Genomic DNA, 17,978 nt, shown 5'->3' on the forward strand with positions numbered 1-17,978 from the left:
CAACAACCGCAGGCGGGACACCCGCCACAGGCAATTCACTTGGAGGACCCATGGGCGTCGTCAAAGAAAAACCGATCTGGAAATTCAGCGTCACCGGCGGGCAGGATACATCGACCAAGTCCCACGCCACGGCACGCGGCAAGACGTACACGGTCGACGAACCGATCCAGCGCGGCGGAACGGATGAAGGTCCGATGCCGGTCGAATACGTTTTCATGGGGCTTCTGGGCTGTACCCATGTGATTTCGAACAAACTGGCTAAGGCCAACGGCATCACGATCACCGATATGGATATCGATATCGCCGTGACCATGGACAGCCACGGCACCCGCCTGATCAACCCCATCGACGTGCCCTTTCCCGAAGTGACGCTTGAGATCCGCGTTACCTATGACGGCCCGCGCGACGGGGCGATGGAGATGGCTCACAAATTGCGCCATCACTGCGCCGTGTCCAAAATGCTGCAGGAATCCGGGACCCGCGTGGTTGAAAACTGGGACCTGAACGGCGAACAACTGACCATATCGTAATCGTCGAATCCGGAGTTCGCCCCATATGTCGACCCTGCCGCAGATCATGATCGCCCCAAACGGCGCACGCCGTGGAAAGCAGGATCATCCGGCCCTGCCTGTGACGATCGCCGAAACGGTCGACACCGTTGTCAGCTGTCATCAGGCCGGGGCCGGGGGCGCGCATCTGCACGTGCGCGACAAGCACGGCGCTCATAGCCTCGACGCCGGGCTGTACCGCGAACTGCTGGATGAACTGTCCCTCGTCGCGCCCGACCTGATCGCGCAGATCACCACCGAGGCCGTCGGCATGTACACCTCACAGCAACAACAGGCGCTGCTGCGCGACCTGCGCCCCGATTTCGCCTCGGTCGCTTTGCGCGAGATTACCGATGGCGAAACCGAAACCAATGTGCGCGCCTTTTTCCACTGGGCCGCCGAAGCTGGCATCGGCATCCAGCATATCCTGTATACTCCTGACGAGGTCGCTGTTCTTGCAGATCTGGTGAACCGGGACATCATCCCGGCCACCACTCTCGAAGCGATGCTGGTGCTGGGCCGCTATACCAAGGGCCAGAAAAGTGGCCCCGAAGATCTGGACCCGTATCTGACCAAGATGACCCAAACCGGCCTCACCGCCAATTGGGCGGTCTGCGCTTTTGGCCAGCGTGAAACCGACTGCCTTGTCAAAGCCGTCGCCCTTGGAGGCAAAGCCCGGATCGGGTTTGAAAACAACCTGCACAATGCCGACGGAACCCTGGCGCGCGACAACGCGCAACGGGTCAGCGAACTGGTCGCGGCGATCCGCGCAAATGAAGTTGCCGTTTCGGCCTGAGCGATTGGCCCGATAACCGCACAGGGAAACGGGACAAGCGCGTGCTTCTGACAACTCTCAACACCATCGGGCCGATCTGCATCATGACGCTGATCGGCTATGTCATGGGGCGGCGCGTCGAAGGGCTGCATATCGAAACGCTGGGCACCATCGTCATCATGGTCGCCACCCCGGCGCTGATCTTTTCAACGCTGACCTCGCTTCACGTGACTCCGCAAATGCTATCGCTCATGGCCGGGTCCGCTGTGGTCTGCGTCTGCATCGCAACCGTGCTCAGCCTGGGCCTGCTGTTTTTGTCCGGCATGTCGATCCGCACGTTTCTGCCCAGCCTTGTCCTGCCGAATTCCGGCAACATGGGCCTGCCGCTTGTGCTGTTGGCCTTTGGTCCAAGCGGTTTGAAACTGGGGATCTCCTATTTCTTCGTCATCGCCCTGATCCAGCACACGATCGGATATGCCATCGCCTCGGGCAGCTTTCGGGTCGGGTTTCTGCTGCGCCAGCCGCTGATCTATGCCGTTGCTGCGGTTCTGATCGTTGTCGCGACCGGGGTCGAAGTGCCGACCACGCTGGCCTCAACCACCGAAATCCTGGGCGGCATGATGATCCCGGCGATGCTGATCATGCTGGGCAATTCGCTGGCCACGCTGCGCATTGCCGACTTGAAACCAGCGGTGATCACGGCGGTTGGGCGGCTTATCATCGGTGTGATTTCGGCGCTGGCCGTCATCAAGCTGTTCGATCTGACGGGCGAGTTTGCCGGAACCGTCTTCCTGATGGCGACCATGCCATCTGCCATCGTGACATATGTCTATGCGCAACGGTTTCGCCCCGATGCCGGCCCGATTGCCGGTGCCGTTGTGGTGTCGACCCTGCTGACATTCGCCTGCCTTCCGGTGTTGCTTTGGTTCGCGCTAAGCTTGACGCAATGATCCCGGTGCGGGACACAAGTACACCTGCCCAACTGTCGGGCGACGCGGGAAAGGGCGCAGAGCACGCATGAAAAACCTGAAACTTCAACATCTTCGGTTCTTCGTTGCGGTCTATGAACAGAAATCCGTCACCGCTGCCGCCTCCAAAGTGCATGCGACGCAATCCGGGGTCAGCATGCAGATCCGGGATCTGGAGGAAATCCTTGGCGTCAAGCTGTTCGAGCGCACCTCGAAAGGTGTTGTCCCGACCAAAGCAGGCGAGCGGATATACTGGCGCGCAGCCCGCGTTTTGCTTGAAATTGGTGAACTCGAACTTGATGTCAACGATCAGGCCGACAAACTTGTCGGGACAGTCCGCGCCGGCATCATGCCAACCTTCGCGCGCTCGATCCTGGCGCCTGTGCTGATCCGGTTTTCCCGTCAGAACCCGTTGGTCGATGTCAAAATCACCGAAGGCTACAGCGCTGTTCTGACTCAGATGGTCGCCAATGACGAACTTGACCTTGCCGTGGTGCCGGGCGGCGAACAGCCCACCGGATTGCGGTCAACCTTTCTGGACACTGACGTTGAAATCCTTGTGTCGCGTCCCGGGCAGGGGGGTGACAAGCCGCGTCTTGAAACCCTCGCCACGGCCCCCTCGATGAACCTTGTTCTGCCGGGCCCGGAAAATGCGCGGCGGGCAAAGATCGACCAATATCTCGAAAACTTCTGCCAGTCGGCCCACACGGTGATGGAACTGGACAGCATGATCACCACGCTCGACATGATCGAGCGGGGCGATTGGAACTCGGTCTTACCGGGGTGCCTGTGCCTGCCAAATCTGGGGGATCCGAATTATGATCTGATCCCCGTGACAGAACCTGATCTGCGTGTCGACTATCTGTTGATCGAACCGGCAGCGCGCGCATCGTCCAAGCCGGTCCAGATGTTTGAACAGGAACTCAGCCAGGAAATCCGCCAGGGCTGTCAGGCGTGTCGGGATCATTTCGGGTTGTGACGGTGTCGGGCTCATCCATCGCCCGACCCAGTTAACCGGTCAGTCCTGCACATGGCCGCGATTCGTCTCGACCTGCAGATCACGCTGAGACGCTCCAAAAACGAAAACACCTTTGCGCCAATCCTCCGACGAACGGGGGATGAGTGACTTGCGTGTTGGGTGAGTGATATTGGTTAACCAATATGGCACACCAATGCTGACTATTTTGCTGTAAAAGTCGGTTTTTCTTCAAATAAAATTGCCATACCAGCAAAGTTAATGTTCAATGGCTGGTAATATGAAGTCACGTTGAAATAGGTTCACCAATGCGAAAATGATCGCGGGTGCCGCCGGTTTCAATCTCTTGGGGGATCAAAGGTGCCGCATGTAAATCCACTGACACGCTCGGAAGGTGTCGAAGTTGCCGACGACATTGCGTGGCTGGCCTCGGCCACGGGGTTCACAGCGAACTCGATGCTGACCCTGTCGCACCGACCCGAGATTGCCCGCGCCGTTCTGGCCCTGATCCGGGCCGTTGTTCGCAACCCCGACGGCACGGTTGATCCGGCTCTGCGGTGGATGGTGGCGCATGTCTCCAGCCTGTCGAATGGCTGTACCTATTGCTCGGCCCACACGTTCAAGAACGGTGCGGACAACGGTGTGCCGCAGGAAAAGCTTGACGCGATCTGGGAGTTCGAAACCTCGCCCGTGTTCAGTGAACCAGAGCGTGCCGCCTTGCGCGTGGCGCTGACTGGCGGGCAATGCCCGTCGTATGCCGCACCCGAAGACGTCGCGGCGCTGCGTCAGCATTTCAGCGACGAACAGATCGTCGAAATCGGGGCCGTCATCGCGCTGTTCGGATTCAACAACCGCTGGAACGCGTTGATGGAAACCGATGTCGAACCCGAAGTGACCGCCTTTCTGGAGGAAAGGCACTATCGCGGATCTGGCACAGATCGCCAGTTCGCAAGCCGCCAAACGGACGGCGACTAAGCAGGGGACGGGCCAAACCGTCGCCGCATTCTGGGAGGAGAAACAAATGACCACCGAGTCCAAACTGAACCGCAGGGGTTTCCTTGCTGGGTCCGCCGCAGGGCTGGCCGCCATGCAGATCACGATGCCCGGCAGCGCGCTCGCGCAAACCTATCCGTCGCGCCCGATTAATCTGGTCGTCATGTATTCCGCTGGCGGCGGCACTGACACCATCATGCGCAAACTGGCCGAAGAAATGGCCGCTGCGCAGGGCTGGAAGATCAACGTGCTGAACAAACCCGGCGCGGTCGGCGGCGTCGCCACGCAATATGTCGGATCGCAACGCCCCGACGGCTACACCATCCTTGGTGGCGCGAATTACAACCGGTTCGTGCGGGTTCTGGGCCACGCCGAGTTCACCCCATGGGAAGACTGGGTGCCGATGAAGGCTGGCAACGCGCTGGCCAGCTGGTCGGTGCGCAAGGATTCACCGTACCAGACCATGCAGGACATGATCGACGACGCCAAAGCCAACCCCGGCAAAGTCTCGATCTCGACCTCGGGCACCGGGGGTGTGTGGCACGAACTGGCATTGATCGTCGCCAACATCGCCGGGATCGAGCTCAAATACGTTCCCTACAAAGGCGGCAAACCCGCGACCCTTGCCGGTCTGCAAGGCGAAACCGATATCGCCGGGGGTGGTGTGCATGAACACGTCGATCTGGTCCGCGCGGGCGAATTGCGCAATCTCTGCCAGACCAGCCTGAACGACATCACGCTTGAAAATGGCACCGTCATGCCATCTATCGCGACGATCCTGCCCGAAAGCCGCAAGATCCTGCCGGTTGGCGCGACCTATAACTTCCTTGTCCCGCGCGACATCCCGGCCGACGTGCTGCAACAGATCGCAGACGGCTTCCGTGCCGCCGCCAGCTCGGACGGGTTCCAGGAGATGCTGGGCAAGAAGTATTTCGAATCCGACATCAAAATCGGTGAGGAAGCAGACCGCGAAGGCGCACTGATGGAGGCGATCACCGTCGACATCTTCAACAAGTTCCAGGACCAGATCGGCGCCAAGGTCAAAACCGCCGAAGAACTGGGCCTGCCCAAGCCAGAAGACTTCGAAAGCTGGTGGCCGCCGCAAGGCTACACGCCGCCGCCGATCAAAGGCTGACGACTTTCTCCCTGGGCGTGCTGTTTCGGCGGCGCGCCCGCCCAACCCCCTGAATAACAGGAGAATTTGACCATGAGTCAAGTTCCGGCCGACCCCGTGGTCTTTGAGGGCGAAGAAGCCGGGTCAGGGTACGCATCCCCAAAACTCGACCTGATCGCCACCGTCTTTCTGGTCGCCTTGTCCGTCGTTGTGATGGTCGCATCGGTGAACCTGCCTGTCCCGGGCGATCTGCGCACAGCCCCCGGGTTGTTGCCGTTCATGACTGCGGCCTCGCTTTGCGTGATGGCGCTGTTCCTTGGCCTCACGGCGCTGAAACGCCATCGCGCGGGCACCTATGTCGCCCCGATCGAAGACCGCACATTTGACGAAAACCTGCGCGTACTGGCGCTGGCCTCGGCCATCGCCTGCTATATCGGCGCTTTGCATTTTCTGGCCTTCCAATACGGGTTCACCGTCGGCGGTGCCTATTTCACGCTAAGCGCGTTTGAGCCTGCGACGATGATCGCGCTGGCGGCCATCATTCAGGTCTCGTGGCGCGGCCCGGTCTGGATCACCACGATCATCTCGGTGGGCTGGACGCTGGTACTGTCCGTTGTCTTCCAGAAAGTTTTTGCCATTCCGCTGCCCGGAGGGTTCTGAACGTGACCATTTTCGAAGCCATTCTTCTGGTCCTGTCACCGGGCCTGCTGGCCATGTCGCTTGCTGGCGTGTGCCTTGGCATCATCTGGGGCGCGCTCCCGGGGCTTTCGACCACGATGGCGATGGGCCTTCTGATCGGCCTGTCAGCCGGGATGGAGCAAAACGTAGCCATCTGTTTCATGCTGGGCGTCTATACCGGCAGCGTATTCGGCGGCGCGATATCCGCCGTACTGATCAACATTCCGGGCACGCCCGACGCCGTGCCGACAATGATCGAGGGTCACCAATTGGCCCAACGGGGCGAAGGCGGACAGGCTCTGGGCACGGCAATCGCCGCGTCCTTCATGGGCGGCATGCTGGGCATCATCGTTCTAATCATGTTCATCCCGCTGGTGCTGTCTTTCGCCCTCAACTTCCGCTCGTGGGAGATGTTCTTGCTGGCGGTCGTCGGCATCATGGTGGCCGGATCGATGGCTGCGGGCAGCATGCCGCTCAAAGGCTGGATTGCCGGCTGGGTCGGAATCCTGATTGCGCTGGTCGGGTACGATTCCATCCATTCGGTGCCGCGCTTCACCTTTGACAGCATGGCGCTCTATGACGGGATTTCTTATGTCGCCGTGCTGATCGGCCTGTTCGGCATGGCCGAGATCTTGCGCACGCTGCCGTCGCGCAGCGCGCCGACCATTCCCACCAAAGTGGGCCGAATTGTTCCCCCCTTGAAACGGCTGGTCCGGTTCGCCCCGTCGGCCACACGGTCGGGTATTCTGGGCACCGTCATCGGCGCGATACCGGGGGCAGGGGCCAACGTCGCCTCGTTTCTCGCCTATGACATCGGGCGCAGACGCGCCAAGCCGGACGAAAAGGCGAAATGGGGCAAAGGCAGTTACGAGGCCCTGGTTTGCGCCGAAACCGCCAACAACGCCAATATCGGCGGATCGATGTTGCCAACGCTGGCTTTGGGTATCCCGGGTAACGCGGCCGCAGCGGCCTTGCTGGCGGCGCTGACGCTCAAAAACGTGGTGGTCGGCCCAACGATCGAAATCGATCACCCCGGCTTGATCTATTTCATCTACGCGGCCCTGATCGTGGCGAACATGCTGATGTATATGGCTGCGTTTGTGTTGATCGCCCCATGCGTGAAACTGTTCAGCCTGCCGCGCGGTATCCTGATGCCACTGATCATCCCGGTCTGCGTGATTGGCGCGTACAGCGTCAAACTATCGATCTTCGATGTCTGGATCATGTTTGCCGCTGGAGTCGCAGGCTGGCTGATGACCGTCTTCCGCTTTCCGGTCGCGCCGGTGGTGCTGGGGGTCATCCTGGCCCCGCTTGCCGATGAAAACCTGCGCCGGTCCCTGATGATCTTTGAGGATAAAAGCCTTGGTTTCATCGCCTCGCAATGGATCGGGACGGTCCTGTTGATCGTGATCCTGTTCGTGATTTTCGAAGGCGTTGTGCGCGCCCTGCGCTCGGCCAGAACCACGCCCACAGGGGATATTCCTGCAGAATAACGGTCATCGTCGGCCATCAGGAAATATGATTGCCGACATAAACAAACATAAGTTGTTCCAACAGCAAAGCTCGGCGACAGTAATAAAAACCGGTAAAACGGGCGTAGATGCTGTAAAATCGATGATGGGGGGAAATATGAACCATAAAGATCGCAAGCAAATTGGTTTGGCGGTTGTCGGATGCGGCACAATCGGACGGATCCGGGCCAAGCTGGCGCGGGACTATCCGGGCGTTGGCTGGATCGGGCTATGTGATCTGAAATCCGACATCGGCGGCGCCCTGCGCGACGATGTCGATGCCGATTTCTTCACCACGGATTTCCGCGAACTTCTGAACCGCCCCGAGGTCACGGCGACCATCATCGCCACAGACGAAAACTTTCATTTCGCGCCCACGATGCTGGCCATCGAAAAGGGCCATGACCTGTTTATCGAAAAGCCGCTGGCCACCGATGCCCGCCAGTCGCAACAGATCCTTGACGCGATCAATGCCGCCGGCGTCGATGCCGTTGTGGGGTATACCAACCGGTTCCGCCGCCGCTTCCTGACCGTCAAAGAACGTCTGATCACCGGTCAGATCGGCGATGTGCATTCGGTCGTCACCCGCGCCTTCATGAACAAGATGGTGCCCATCGCCACTGTCCAGCGCACGCAGGAACGCGCCACGCTGACACCCATGGTCGTGTCGGGCACCCACAGCCTCGACATGTCGCTATGGTTGCTCGAAGGCAAAACGCCGACATCCGTCTACGCCCAGTCAACCGACAAGGTGCTGGGCGAATGGGGCACCAAGGATTCCACCTTTGGCGTCTTCACCATGGATGACGGCTCGATCTTTTCCATGAACATCTCGTGGGCGCTGCCCGAAGTCTGGCCCGGCGCGGTCTATGGCATCGAGATCGGCATTGTCGGCTCCGAAGGTGTCATCGACATCGAAGACACCCACCGCGATCTGGTCATGGCCACCAACTTTGCCCAAGGCGCCGGGTACGCTCCCGAAGGCTATACCGCGCCCGCCCGCCATGTTGAATTCCTGACCAGCTATCCGCCGGGCGATCTGCACCTGGATCAACTCTGGGGGCCGATGCGCGAAGAAACCAATTCGTGGTACCAGCGGATCTACACCGGTCAGGCCACCCCCCACGCCACCGCCGCTGACGGCCACCGCAACCTGCTGACCACCATGGCGATGGATCTGTCCGCCAAACGCGGCGAGGCGGTGCAATTGCCGGTCGATGCGGACGAACTGATGCGGGAACTCACCTGATGGTCACCAAGATCACTTTCGGCGGCTATCAGGGCGACAACTCGGTCCACACCCGCGCCGCCCGCATCCTGTGCGAGGCTATCAAACGCGAAGCGGGCGACGCGGTCGAGGTCACCTTCGATCAGAACATCGTCGCCCGCGGCCACAAGGCCGCTGACCTGCTGTCTCTGACCGAAGCTGGCGATCTCTCGGGCTGCTATTTCTCGTCCAGCTATCTCGCTGACCGGGTGCCCGAACTGGGCTTGTTCGATCAGCATTTCGTCGTCCCCGACCGCGCCCACGCCTATGCCGTTCTAGACGGAGCCCTTGGTGCGTGGCTGGCGAAAGAAGTCGAAGCGCGCACCGGATATACCGTGCTGGGCTATTGGGACAACGGCCTGCGCAACATCTCGGCCAATCACCCCCTGCGCCAACCCCAAGATTGCGAGGGCCTGAAAATCCGCACCCTCGCCAACGAAGACCACCAGCGCGTGTTCCGCGCCCTTGGCTTTGATCCGATGAAGATCGATGTGCGCGATTTGCCCGAAGCGGTCAGAAACGGTACCGTCGATGCGCAGGAAAACCCACTGACCAATATCTATAACTTCGACCTGCATAAAACCCATCGCCACATCACGCTGACCCGGCATTTGCTGGGTGTCGCCATCGTCCTGTTCAACAAAGACCAGGTCGCGGCATGGCCGGATAACATCCGCCAGGCCGTGCAAACAGCCGTGGCCGAAGCGACCAAAGCCCAACGCCGCTTTGCCGAAGACGACGATACAACCTGCGCCGAGGCCATGGCCAAGGACGGCGTCGAGCTGATCGAACTGACGGCCAAGCAACGCGCGATGTTTCGCGAAGCCACCCGTGATCAGGTCGCCGCCATGCGCGCCCGGTTTAACCCGGATCTGATCGACATGTTCGAATCCGACCTGAAAGCAGTGCATTCATGACAGACACTAAACGATATCAAAAGGATACAGCATGACCTTGAAGGACAGGATATCGGTCGACGTCCTGCTTGCCATCGCGTTTATGGTGCTGGCAGGCACCGCGATCCTGTTCCTTGGGTCGCTCGTTGCGCCACCCAAAACTCTGATGGGCCGGTCGATGACCGCGATCCCGCCCAGCATGTTCCCCAACATCGTGCTGTCGCTTCTGGCGATCCTCAGCGCCGTGTTTCTGGTTAGCCGCTTCCGCGAAACACCGTCGCCTTTCAGCGTCGGGATCAACACCCGTGGCTGGCAAGAGGGCACAGTGTTCTTTGCCATTCTGACCTTTTACGCGCTGTCGATGGTGCCGCTTGGCTTCTTCATTTCGACCGCAATGACCATGGCAGCGCTGTCGTGGCTGGTTGGAAACCGCTCGATCCTTCAAATCATCATCCTGTCCCTCGTGGCGCCCGTCCTGTTGTACCTCGCGGCAACGCGATTGCTGGCCGTATCACTGCCCGAGCTGGACGTACTCGAACTCTTTTACGCAAGGCTGCTGAGCTGACCATGCTCCAAAATACTGAAATAACAATGAACAAGAGGGTTCGGGATGCTTGAGCAGTTCATCACCGGCTTTGGAATGGCTCTGCGTGTGGACACGTTTGCCCTGATGGCGGCTGGCCTGTTCGGCGGGATGCTGGTCGGTGCTTTGCCCGGATTCACCACGCTGATGGCGATGGCCATCCTGTTGCCGATTTCGTTCTTTCTGGACCCCGTTGTGGGCATCCCGTTCCTGCTGGGCGTCTACAAGGGCGGCATCTTTGGCGGCAGCATTCCGGCGATCCTTGTGTCGATGCCGGGCACCGGGGCGGCTGTTGCCACCTCAGTTGATGGCTTTGCCCTCACCAAGAAAGGCCAGTCACGCAAAGCGCTTGATATGGCGCTGTTTTCTTCGGTGTTCGGCGACACCACCAGCGATATTTTCACGATCTTCATGATCTTCCCAATCGCCTATCTGGTCATGCAATTCGGCCCGCCGGAATTGTTCGCCGTGCTGTTGATGAGCCTTGTGATCATCGCCGTGACCTCGGGCACCGACCCGGTCAAAAGCCTGATGATGATGTGCGTCGGGCTGTGGCTGTCCTTTATCGGGACAGACCCCTTGGGCGGGGTTGAGCGGTTCACTTTTGGCCTGTTCGATCTGAAATCGGGCATCCCGCTCTTGCCGATGCTGATCGGCGTCTTTGCGATCCCTGAAATCGCCGGTGCTGCGATGCGTCACCAGCAGGTCCGCCAACTTGCCACGCTGGTTGGCGAGCGGCTGAGCCTCGCCGAGTTCAAGCGGTGTTTCCGCACCATCGTGCGCTCGACCGTGATTGGCACCAGCATTGGCATCATTCCCGGTCTGGGGCAGGTGGTCGCCGCGATGATGGGATATTCAGCGGCCAAGAACGCCTCGGATCATCCCGAAACCTTTGGCGAGGGCGAACTGGAAGGCGTGGCTGCCGCCGAAGCCGCCAACAACGCGGTGAACGGGCCAACATTGGTGCCATTGCTGACGCTGGGCATCCCCGGCGACAATGTCACCGCGATCCTTTTGGGGGCCTTCGTGGCGCAGGGTTTGCGCCCGGGGCCTGAGTTGTTTGATCAACAGGGGGCAACCGTCTTTGCGATCCTGATCGCGATGGTGTTCGCCAACCTGATGTTCCTTGTGATCGGCTATCTGTCGATCCCGTTCTTTTCGCGACTGGTGATGATCAAGACATCGGTCCTGATCCCCATCGTCATCATGTTCGCCTTTGCCGGAGCTTACGTGTTCCGCTCGGATCCGGTCGATCTGCTGATGCTGGTTGGTTTTGGCATCTTCGGAATCCTCGCGCGGATCGGCAAGTTCGATGTCATGCCAATGGTGATGGGCTTTATCCTTGGGCCACCCATGGAGTACGCTTTTGGCCAGACCGTCGCGATGGGCAATGACAACACCATCGGCTTCCTGTTCAGCGAACGCTTCGGCGCGCTGGGAATCCTGATGGCAACCCCGATCATCGGTTATCTGCTGTGGAGGAGAATGCAGACAACCGTACCGGGATAAGACCGGTCAATCTGGTCATTAGGGGCCGGAACAAATTGTACAAAACGGAAAAATGGGAGGAAACAACATGTACAAAACGGTAACAAGACGGATCGCGATGGCGATCACCGGGGCGGGCTTTGCGCTTGCCGCGACCATGGGGACGGCCCAGGCCGAGTACCCGGAAAAGCCGATCACCATGGTGATCCCACTTGGCGCGGGCGGCTCGCATGACCTGAACGCGCGTGTCATCACCTCGATCATTCCGCAATACCTGAACCAGGCCATGATCGTGCGTCTGACTCCGGGCGCAAGTGGTCAGAAAGGCACGCAAGAGGTCGCCAATTCCAAAGCTGACGGCTATACGTTGTTGTTTACACACAACTATATCGACATGCTGCAGCAGCACGTCGAAAACCTGCCCTATGATCCGCTCAAGGATTTTGTCCCGGTCGCACGGGTCAACTATGCTCCGATCGGCATCGTCGTACGCGCCGACAGCCCCTACCAGACCTATGACGACCTGATCGCAGCCGCCAAAGCCGACCCCGGCGGCATCCAGATGGCACATTCCGGCAACTGGGGCGCCTTGTTTGTCCCCGCAGCCCAGATCATGAAAGCCAGCGGAACCCAGTTCAACCTCGTTCCCTACAAAGGTGGTGGACCCGCAATGCAGGCTTTGCTGTCGGGTGATGCGGATATCACGATGGGCTTCCCCTCGACGTTGGGTGCACAGGTGGATGCAGGTAAAATCCGCATTCTGGCAACGGCTGGCAACGAGCGCATGATTGATGATGTCCCGTCCTTTGCCGAGCTTGGTATTGGCGGTGATGTGGGCTTCATGCACCGTGTGGTTCTCGCACCTGCCGACACGCCGGCTGACGTCCTGGCCACCCTGAACGAAGCCTTTACGCAGTTGATGGAAGACAAGACTTTCAAGAGGATGATGGGTCGTTTGAACGAAACCATCGATCTGATCGACGGTCCCGGATACCAGGTAATGCGCGAACAGCAGACCGTGGATTACAAGGCGTTGGTTGAATCCCTGACCCAGTAATTTGAAAATCGGATGGTGCGGACTGGCCGTATCATCACACCAAGCTGGCCGGTTCATCCGGCCAGTTTCATTTTAAATCAAAAGTTTAGGGGGTAAGGATGTCAGAGCGTCGCAATGTTCAGATCGCGTGCGAGCGTGTCCAGCTTGCCTCTCAACGGGGCAGGGATCGGAATGCCGGACTGTCTGCGGGCCCGCGTGGTTTTGGCCAACCCTTCGCCCGGCAAGCGGATCTCATCAACGCCTGGCAACCGGGGCGAGGATTTCATTTCATCCCAGACCTTGTCGATACCGGCCTTGAACAGAGTAGGATCTGCAAACGCTTTGATGTCCAGTGCGATGACAAAATGACCAGTGTTGGTTGTGGTCGTGTCATCCGCATTGAAATCAATCACATCCCGACCGAAGGCGGCGCCATTCAGCGTCCCTGCCAGAATACCAAAGATCAGCGCCAGCCCATATCCCTTGGGTCCGCCAATCGGCAGAAGGAAGCCTTCGCTGGCACGAGTGGGGTCGGTCAACGGATTGCCGAGCTTGTCGATCATCCAGCCTTCGGGCATCGTCTCACCACGCTGCGCGGCCGTCTTGACCTTGCCATAAGCGGCCACCGTCGTCGCCATATCCAGAACGATGGGCGGATTGGTTCCGGACGGGATCGCAAAAGCAATCGGATTGGTCGAAAGCAACATCTCGGTCCCGCCCCAGGGCGGCAAGTGGTTGGCGCTGCCAACTGCGACATAGATGCCGATCATGTCGCGTTCCAGCGGCTTCATCGCGTACAGCGCCGCCGGACCCGCATGGTTAGAATGGCGCGCTCCGACCCAGGCAATACCGGTCTTCTCGGCCTTTTCCATCGCCAGATCAGCGGCATGGCTCATCACCAGATGGCCCAACCCATTGTCACCATCGATCAATGCGGTCGAGGTTCGATCTTCGATCAGGCGAAACGATGGCGTGACGTTCATACCACCCGCTTTGATGCGTTGGATGTATTGCGGCAAGCGGAACACGCCGTGGGCATCCTTACCCATCAGGTCGGCTTTCGCCATCAGGTCCGCCGCCTTTCCAGCGTCACCGGCGGGCATTCCGCAGGCGACAAAGGCCTGTGCGATGAATTGCGAAAGATGTTGCAGGGAAACGGTTTCGGTGGGCTGGGTCATCAAGACGCCTCCGGGATCAGTCAGTTAGATATTGCGAAGAAAGGGACCAGCCATGTCAGGCGGAATAATCATCGGATATGACGAGATCGACGTGTTCAGCCGGGGCGATGGCGTGGAAACACGTCTTATGGTCGGCAAGGGCAACGCGGAAGAAACGCCGTTCACCACGGGTACGACCGTGTTTCCCAAAGGCTGTGGCGCGCCGCTGCACACCCACAACTGCGCCGAACAGGTCACGATTCTGGAGGGCACTGCCGAGGCGATGGTTGATGGCAAGACCACGATTGTCGGGCCGATGGACACGTCCTTTGTTCCGGCCAACGCCCCGCATTACTTTCGAAATGTCGGAGACGGGCGGCTGGTCATCCTGTGGATCTATGGCGCGCGCGACGTAACGCGCACATTTACCGAAACCGGTGAAACCGTGCCCCACATGTCGCCGCGCGATCAGGTCTGAACGCGACTGGCCTGACATCAAGGCACCAGGATCGTGGATCCGGTGGTCGTTCCGCTTTCCAGTGCTTCATGCGCCTTTACGACATCGGCCAGTGCAAAACGCTGGTTGATGTTGACCGTCAGGACGCCCTTTTCCACCATATCGAACACTGCCGCCGCCGACGCCAGAAGATCGGCGCGCGGGCCGACGTAATCGGCCAAGGTCGGGCGGGTAAAGAACAGCGATCCGCTTTTCTGGAGCAATCCGGGCGCAACAGCGGGCGCTTCACCGGTTGTCGCGCCGAAAGACACGAACAGACCATAGGTCGCAAGCGACGCGATCGAGGCCTCAAAGCTGGCCGCGCCGATGCTGTCATAGACCACGCGCACGCCTTTGTCGTTCGTCAGCTCGGCAACCCGTGCAGCGACGTCTTCCGACTTGCGGTCAATCGCGGCGTCATACCCCAGTTTAAGGATATCCGCACAATTCTGCGGGCCCGATGTGACACCGATCATCCGCGCGCCCAGATGCTTGCCCCATTGACCGGCCAGTTGTCCGACACCGCCCGAAGCGGCCCAGAACAGGATGTCCTCTCCGGAGCCAACTTTGTGGGTGCGGTTCAGCAGGTATTCAACGGTCATGCCCTTCATCAGAACGGCCGCTGCGACCTCATCCGAAACACCGTCGGGCAGCGGAACTACCCGGGCAGCAGGGGCATTGCGATGCGTGGCATAAGACCCAAGCGCACCGGCATATGCGACCCGGTCGCCGATTTTGATATCGTCAATATCCGGGCCGATAGCCGTCACGACTCCTGCCGCCTCAAGCCCCAGTTTGCTGGGCAGTGGCATAGGATAATGGCCGGACCTTTGGTACACATCCATATAGTTCAGACCAATCGCGGTCTGTTCGATCTGAACCTCGCCGGGGCCGGGCAGGGCCAGATCGACCTCAACCAGATGCATCACCGATGGCGCACCTTGTTCGTGCATGATGATTTCGCTGACCATGGCTTGGATCCTTTTTTGCGCTAAGACTTAAACGGTTGCGTCGCCGCTGGTGACCATCACGGTTTCAACCTCGCCCGCGCCATTTTCGCGACGATGGCGGGCGGCATCGTTGTATTCATCGGACTGAAAGCAGGACACGCCAGCCTCCATCGTCGGGAATTCGATGACGACAAAGCGGTGGAACTTTTCAGGCCCCTCCATGATCTGATAATCGCCGCCCCGCGCCAGAACGGTACCGCCATGACTGGCGATAATCTCGGGCACCCGGTCAGTGTATTTCTTATAGGCGACCGGGTCATTGATCTTTGAACGGGCTATCCAGTAGGCGGGCATGGAAGGGTCCTTTCGGCTTAGTCCAACGCGGCGATATCAGCCTTCAACGATGCCTGCTGGGCGTCGCTGAGTGGCAGAAGCGGTGGGGCCATGCGGGTCCAGTCATCATCACCGGTGCGCCAGGCTTCGACCTGTTTCATCGCCGCCATCAGCGGATATCCGGATGCCATCGTGCGGGCGGCTTTGACGGCCACCATTGCAGCGTCGCGTTCGGTGCCTGCAGGGGCTTGCAACGCAGCTTGCGCCTTGGCCCCGAACGCATTGGTCGAGCCCGAGATGATACCAGCCGTGCCGATATCCAGCCCGTCCCACAGCATCGCTTCCGAGGACGGATAGACGTCGAAATCTTCCGCAACGCCGCCGGTGGCCTCAACGATAGCGCGGGATTGTTCGAAATCGCCGCTGCTGTCCTTCAGCCCGGCGATGACCTGACCGAATTCCTTGCGCAGCCGTGTTACCAGATCGGGTGAGAGCGGCACTTGGGTCATTTGTGGGAAATGATACATATACACCCGCAGATCGTCGCGACCGATCTTTTCGACCAGATTGGCGTAATAGTTGAACAGCCCGTCATCCGAGGGCGATTTGTAATAATAGGGTGGTAACACCAGCACGTTGTTGAACCCCGCGTCGATGGCGGCGCGGGTCAGGTCGACACAGTCGCCCGAGGCCGGCGATCCGGTGCCAAAGATGACCCGATCAGTTTCAATCCCGGCCTCGGCAAAGGCGGTGGGCAGGGCCAGCCGGTCCCGCATCGCGACCGATGTCCCTTCGCCGGTGGTGCCTGTTGGCGCGACGCCGTCACAACCGCCATCCGTCATCAGGTACTGGCAATAGGCGATCGATTTGGCGAAGTTCATCGATCCGTCGGCGTTAAACGGGGTGACAGCGGCGGCATATATACCGCGACGGGCTTTGCTCATCAGGAAATTCCGGTCTTTGGTTACTTGGTTTCTGTCGATTTTATCAGGTGCGGTTCGATACGACGACCTTGATGGCGTCGTCGATCCGCTCGCGGGCATATTTAAAGGCCGTGGGCAGGTCGTCCATGGGGAACGTGTGAGTGTGGATTTTCGAGGCGTCGAACCGCTTTTCGGCCATGAACGCCATGGCCCGGTGGGTTGCAGACCGCCCTTCGCCGCGAATGCCGTAAAGATAGATGTTGTTGACCGCCAGATACCCCAGATCGAACTGTACGGGCTTTTTCGGGAAGGCGGCCAGACAGATTTTGCCGCCTCGGTTAGTCATGTGGACGGCCTGATTGGCGGTGGTTTCGTTGCCAGCACAGTCCACGACATAGTCTGCGCCTTTCCCGCCGGTCAGTTCCTTGACCCGCGCCACGACATCTTCTGAGCGCGCGTCAATTGCGACGTCCGCGCCCAGTTCAAGCGCGATCTTGTTGCGGTTTTCGCGGGTGCCGACCATGACGACGGGAGCGGCGCCAAGCGCCTTGGCAACAGCGACGGCCAACAGGCCGATGGGGCCGGGGCCGATGACAACAACGCTTTCGCCCGCAACCAGCCCGCCCAACTCGGTCAATCCGTACATCGAAGTCCCGGCGGTGACGACCAGCGTCGCCTCTTCGTCGGTCATGGCATCGGGCACGCGGATCATCGTGTTGATGTTGTTCACCACATAATCGGCAAAGCCGCCGTTGGTGGTAAAGCCGTTGGCCCGGTGGCCCTTGTTCTTGTCGCCATAGTTCAGGCCATAGTTGTGGCACGACGTATACATGCCCATCCGGCAGCGTTTGCACTGGCCACAGCCTGCGTGCACTTCAACCGTCACGCGGTCACCCACTTCGAATTCATCAACGCCGGGGCCAAGGGCCGCGACTGTGCCCATGTATTCATGTCCGATGGTGAAATTCTTGTTGAACGGCGCGCCGCCTTCGACCAGCGCCGGCGTGCCATATGTCAGAATTTCCAGGTCGGTGGCGCAGATCGCCACGGCATCGACGCGTACCAATGCCTCGGACGGGCCGGGGGTTGGCACTGGCTTTTCAACGCGCTTAAGCTCCTCCGGATCGCCCAGAACCCAGGCCTGCATCGTGTCAGGAACGGGTTGGTTGGTTTTGGTGTCCGGGGTTGCGTCGGTCGATGTCAGGGTCATTTTGGGGAATTCTCATTTAAAGGTTGACCAATGATGCGAAATGAGCAACCAAGTGGCTCGTGACATTAGTATATGA

19 protein-coding genes are annotated in these 17,978 nt (G+C 59.5%); 14 read left to right on the forward strand and 5 right to left on the reverse strand.

Going from position 1 to position 17,978, the window contains the following annotated elements; genetic code table 11:
* Positions 1-50: 50 nt before the first annotated feature.
* The 13 genes from FOY56_RS06275 (at position 51) to FOY56_RS06335 (ending at position 12,854) form a co-directional block, all read left to right on the forward strand.
* On the forward strand, positions 51-530 hold the full coding sequence (locus tag FOY56_RS06275; RefSeq protein ID WP_146344960.1) for an OsmC family protein: 480 nt from the start codon (positions 51-53) through the stop codon (positions 528-530).
* Positions 531-555: 25 nt separating this feature from the next.
* The gene (locus FOY56_RS06280; protein ID WP_146344961.1) at positions 556-1,344 is read left to right on the forward strand and encodes a beta-keto acid cleavage family enzyme; all 789 of its coding nucleotides are present in this window, start codon (positions 556-558) and stop codon (positions 1,342-1,344) included.
* A 41-nt stretch (positions 1,345-1,385) separates the two neighbouring features.
* Positions 1,386-2,273 carry an AEC family transporter gene (locus tag FOY56_RS06285; RefSeq protein ID WP_146344962.1) on the forward strand — a complete coding sequence of 296 codons (888 nt, stop codon included), beginning with the start codon at positions 1,386-1,388 and terminating at the stop codon, positions 2,271-2,273.
* A 67-nt stretch (positions 2,274-2,340) separates the two neighbouring features.
* Entirely contained in the window at positions 2,341-3,270 is a 930-nt protein-coding gene (locus tag FOY56_RS06290) for a LysR family transcriptional regulator (RefSeq protein WP_146344963.1), read from the forward strand.
* 357 nt (positions 3,271-3,627) lie between these two features.
* Positions 3,628-4,242: a carboxymuconolactone decarboxylase family protein gene (locus FOY56_RS06295; RefSeq protein WP_146344964.1), complete on the forward strand. Its 615-nt coding sequence runs from the start codon at positions 3,628-3,630 to the stop codon at positions 4,240-4,242.
* 46 nt (positions 4,243-4,288) lie between these two features.
* Positions 4,289-5,395: a tripartite tricarboxylate transporter substrate binding protein gene (locus FOY56_RS06300; protein WP_146344965.1), complete on the forward strand. Its 1,107-nt coding sequence runs from the start codon at positions 4,289-4,291 to the stop codon at positions 5,393-5,395.
* Between the two features lie 72 nt (positions 5,396-5,467).
* Positions 5,468-6,034, forward strand: coding sequence for a tripartite tricarboxylate transporter TctB family protein (locus tag FOY56_RS06305; protein WP_146344966.1), 567 nt, complete (start codon positions 5,468-5,470; stop codon positions 6,032-6,034).
* 2 nt (positions 6,035-6,036) lie between these two features.
* Entirely contained in the window at positions 6,037-7,545 is a 1,509-nt protein-coding gene (locus FOY56_RS06310; protein WP_146344967.1) for a tripartite tricarboxylate transporter permease, read from the forward strand.
* Positions 7,546-7,681: 136 nt separating this feature from the next.
* A complete protein-coding gene (locus tag FOY56_RS06315) occupies positions 7,682-8,812 on the forward strand; it encodes a Gfo/Idh/MocA family protein (protein ID WP_146344968.1) in 1,131 nt (376 codons plus the stop codon).
* The gene (locus tag FOY56_RS06320; protein WP_146344969.1) at positions 8,812-9,747 is read left to right on the forward strand and encodes a TRAP transporter substrate-binding protein; all 936 of its coding nucleotides are present in this window, start codon (positions 8,812-8,814) and stop codon (positions 9,745-9,747) included. The genes FOY56_RS06315 and FOY56_RS06320 overlap by 1 nt, the downstream gene beginning before the upstream one ends.
* Before the next feature lie 31 nt (positions 9,748-9,778).
* Positions 9,779-10,291: a tripartite tricarboxylate transporter TctB family protein gene (locus FOY56_RS06325; protein ID WP_146344970.1), complete on the forward strand. Its 513-nt coding sequence runs from the start codon at positions 9,779-9,781 to the stop codon at positions 10,289-10,291.
* Positions 10,292-10,336: 45 nt separating this feature from the next.
* Positions 10,337-11,818 carry a tripartite tricarboxylate transporter permease gene (locus FOY56_RS06330; protein WP_146344971.1) on the forward strand — a complete coding sequence of 494 codons (1,482 nt, stop codon included), beginning with the start codon at positions 10,337-10,339 and terminating at the stop codon, positions 11,816-11,818.
* 67 nt (positions 11,819-11,885) lie between these two features.
* Positions 11,886-12,854, forward strand: a complete 969-nt coding sequence (locus tag FOY56_RS06335; RefSeq protein ID WP_186766260.1) for a Bug family tripartite tricarboxylate transporter substrate binding protein — start codon at positions 11,886-11,888, stop codon at positions 12,852-12,854.
* A 101-nt stretch (positions 12,855-12,955) separates the two neighbouring features.
* On the opposite strand, the gene FOY56_RS06340 is transcribed toward FOY56_RS06335, so the two are convergent.
* Complete coding sequence (locus FOY56_RS06340) at positions 12,956-14,011, reverse strand: Ldh family oxidoreductase (RefSeq protein ID WP_146344973.1); 1,056 nt, start codon at positions 14,009-14,011, stop codon at positions 12,956-12,958.
* A 52-nt stretch (positions 14,012-14,063) separates the two neighbouring features.
* On the opposite strand from FOY56_RS06340, the gene FOY56_RS06345 reads away from it, so the two are divergent.
* Complete coding sequence (locus tag FOY56_RS06345; RefSeq protein ID WP_146344974.1) at positions 14,064-14,468, forward strand: cupin domain-containing protein; 405 nt, start codon at positions 14,064-14,066, stop codon at positions 14,466-14,468.
* 17 nt (positions 14,469-14,485) lie between these two features.
* Here the strand turns inward: FOY56_RS06345 and FOY56_RS06350 are convergent, their stop codons facing one another.
* Genes FOY56_RS06350 through FOY56_RS06365 form a run of 4 tightly spaced genes read right to left on the reverse strand, consistent with a single transcriptional unit; the run spans position 14,486 to position 17,902 of the window.
* Positions 14,486-15,457, reverse strand: a complete 972-nt coding sequence (locus tag FOY56_RS06350; protein ID WP_146344975.1) for a quinone oxidoreductase family protein — start codon at positions 15,455-15,457, stop codon at positions 14,486-14,488.
* Between the two features lie 27 nt (positions 15,458-15,484).
* Positions 15,485-15,790 (reverse strand): DUF1330 domain-containing protein, encoded by a 306-nt coding sequence (locus tag FOY56_RS06355; RefSeq protein ID WP_146344976.1) that lies wholly within the window; start codon positions 15,788-15,790, stop codon positions 15,485-15,487.
* A gap of 17 nt (positions 15,791-15,807) precedes the next feature.
* On the reverse strand, positions 15,808-16,713 hold the full coding sequence (locus tag FOY56_RS06360) for a dihydrodipicolinate synthase family protein (RefSeq protein WP_186766261.1): 906 nt from the start codon (positions 16,711-16,713) through the stop codon (positions 15,808-15,810).
* A 43-nt stretch (positions 16,714-16,756) separates the two neighbouring features.
* Positions 16,757-17,902 (reverse strand): zinc-dependent alcohol dehydrogenase, encoded by a 1,146-nt coding sequence (locus FOY56_RS06365; protein WP_146344978.1) that lies wholly within the window; start codon positions 17,900-17,902, stop codon positions 16,757-16,759.
* Positions 17,903-17,978 lie beyond the last annotated feature (76 nt).

Origin of the sequence: Falsiphaeobacter marinintestinus, assembly GCF_007923355.1 — a bacterium.
Taxonomy (GTDB): domain Bacteria; phylum Pseudomonadota; class Alphaproteobacteria; order Rhodobacterales; family Rhodobacteraceae; genus Phaeobacter_A; species Phaeobacter_A marinintestinus.